We start from the raw sequence: 2,990 nt of genomic DNA on the forward strand, positions 1-2,990 counted from the left end.
CTTTTTCCGCAGCAGATCAAGCACCGGCTGGTAATCCCCCTTCTCGCAGCCAATCAAGGCCAAATAAACTTCCAGCTGGGTCTCCTTCCAAGGAAAGCTGAGCGACTTTAGGGCTACTTTCGCTTTCAGCAAGATCCGCTCTGCCTGTTCATAATCCTTTAGCTGATAATAAGTCAGACCCAATCCTATGTAGAAAGCAAAAATCGAAGGCTCTGCTGTTTTATTTTCCGTCAGCTCAATCGCCTCTTTCTGATGAGCCAGCGCTGTTGTGAAATTCCCACGAATCTGCTCAATCTCTGCTAGATAATCTAGAGCTGCCGCAATCTGAATCGAATACTTTGAGCGCAACGAAGCCGTCAAACTAAAGCAATCGATAGACTGGTAGAGATGACGGAGCGACTGCTCCTCATCTCCAATCATGAGATGATAAAGCCCCTTAAGTCGAAGATTCATTGCAATAGCTTCGTGATTATTGGCCTGAACTGAAGCATCCAGAGCCAACTCCGTATAGTAGCGCATCTCAGGGATATTTTCCGTCTGAATGCAGTAGTAAATCATCTGCCGATAGCCTTCTAGGAGAAAATCCATCTGCTGCAGCTCTTTAGCAGAAGCAATCACCTGCTGGATGTTGTCCATTCCCTGCTGGTAATTCCCCGTCCGGATAGCATAACGCCCTTCCAGATAGAGAAAGCGGAGAACCAATAGCTGAAAATCTTTGTGATTCTGGTGTTTTCTCTCTAATCCTTCTATTTCCCGACGGATACGATCAAATTGGTCCAAAATTGCGGACTGATTGCTGTCATCCGTCTTTTCGATAAAGCCAAACTCCCGCGAATAAATCGGAAAGAGCTCATGATGAAACTGCAAGGTGGCCTCAAGATAATGCAACTCATACTCCAAAGACTTAATCGGCTGTTTGGACATCTTGTAGTGATAGGCAATTTCATTGAGCATCTGAGCATGATAAAGAGAGGCTCCCATCTGGTCTTCCATGCCTTGGGCAATCTGGTGATGTAGCATTCGCTTCTTGGCAAGCGGCAAGCGCTCATAAGCATAAATCCGCAAAAGCTCCTGGCTGAATCGTAAAACCAATTCCTCCTGCTCCTCTTCTATTAAAAGCTGTTTTTGCCCAAATCCTTCCGCAATTTCGACCACTTCTTCCACAGATAGGCCTAGCAACTTAGCTAAGAGCGCTACCGAAGCAGGGGAACTAAAGCAAGCCAGATAGTCAACCAATTCCTCCTCCTGGCTGCTCAAATAGCCTAATTTCAGAGATAGTTTTGCTTTAATAACTGAGGTTAATGGCTGGAATTTTTCACCTCGCAAAAGCTGCTCCGCATACTCCGACAGAAAGAAAGGAATGCCCTGACTGACCCGATAAATAGCCTCAAGCCGTTCTTCAGATATGACTAACTGTCCCGTCTGGGCCTGCAAATACGCCACACTAGACTTAAAATCCAGCGGCTGCAGTTCAATGCAGTCTAGCTGGTTACGAAGCAATAAGCGATTGAAAAAGCGGCCAAGATAGGGTGGCGTACTCAGATGCTTGGTCAACACAAAGGCTACTGGATAATCCCTCAAATGGTTCATAACCTGCTCTAAAACAGCCACACTTGCCTCATCCATCCAGTGACAGTCCTCAACCAAGATCACCAAAGCCTTTTTCTTAGAAATCTTTTGCAAAATATCCAATACAAACCGAGCCAGATGATCCGTATTCAGCTCAAGACCCGAAGCTTCACTTGCCATCATCGGAAAATAACTATCCAAAATAACCTGCCACTGGCTAGTCGAAAGGATCTGATGCTGAATAACTAGGTCACCCAAGCCATCTAGCAGACTGCGCCAAGGCTGCAATCCGACCGTCATTTCTTCCTTGAAGCACTCTGCCATAACAATCTGGAAATACTTGGTCTGATTAGCCAGTACTTGTCGGGTTACTGTCCGTTTACCGATACCAGTACCACCGACTAAGAGCAGCGCACGAGGTTCTTGCCTCTCTAAAATCTTAGAAAAATAAGATTCCAAACGCTTGATTTCATCCACTCGGCCAAAAAAGTGGTCCGTATTACGTAAAAATTGCTTGATCTTACGCTCACTGCGATCCTTGGCCATCACTTCATGGTACAGCTGTTGGATTGCTTCATTCGGACTAATGCCCAATTCCTTGTCCAAGAGATTGACCAATTTATAATAAGTCTCAATTACCTTACCAGGTCGATCATTCTCCTGATAGAGCTTCATCAGCAGATGATAATTCTTTTCATCAAACTCATCAATACTGATCATACGGCGCAGATTACGCTCTGATTCTTCCAAATTCGACGGATCTTTTTCCAACTTTTGGTAGCAAGCCTGGATATAGAGCTGCTCATATCGCGTCCGCATCCTGGACACCCAATAGTCATAGGCTTCACTGTCCTTGAGATAGAAGCCCTGCAGAAAATCACCCTGATAGAGCGACAGATGCTCTGCTGGATGGTCCGTGAAAAGTTCTACATCACTTTCAATCGCACACTCGGGATTAAGCGACAGCACGGTCCGGTTGGGAGCGACAATCCATTCTCCTCCCAATAGCTTGTTAGCCTGATAAATGGTATTCCGCAGATTCTTTTTGGCAGTCTGATTGTCCTTATTTTCCCAGAGGATTCCCGCAATCTCCTCCCGATTGACTGTTCCATTGATATGGAGATAATAGAGCAGAGCATTGATTTTGGCAAAAGGAAAAAAGACTTCCTCTTGATTGAGAAAGACACTCGGACTTCCCAACAATTTCAACTTCAAACGATCTTCGGTCATGTAAACGCCTCCAAGAAAGCTTATAAAACTAATATAAACAAAATAAGACATTTTAGCAAGCAAGAAAAGAACGACTCTATCATTTATCAGCTTCTAAATGATCAAAACCTATAAACAAAAACCACTAAACAGCAACTGAATCTGATTAGTGGTTTCTTCATTCATCTTAAAAAGATTGAACGGATGGGGTA

At 44.4% G+C, this 2,990-nt stretch carries 1 protein-coding gene; it reads right to left on the reverse strand.

Features of this window, described 5'->3' with window-relative positions; translation table 11 throughout:
* On the reverse strand, nucleotides 1-2,799 hold a 2,799-nt coding region (locus tag Q0191_RS00015; protein ID WP_297662652.1), incomplete at its 3' end, for an AAA family ATPase.
* Nucleotides 2,800-2,990 lie beyond the last annotated feature (191 nt).

This window comes from uncultured Streptococcus sp., assembly GCF_938036805.1.
Taxonomy (GTDB): domain Bacteria; phylum Bacillota; class Bacilli; order Lactobacillales; family Streptococcaceae; genus Streptococcus.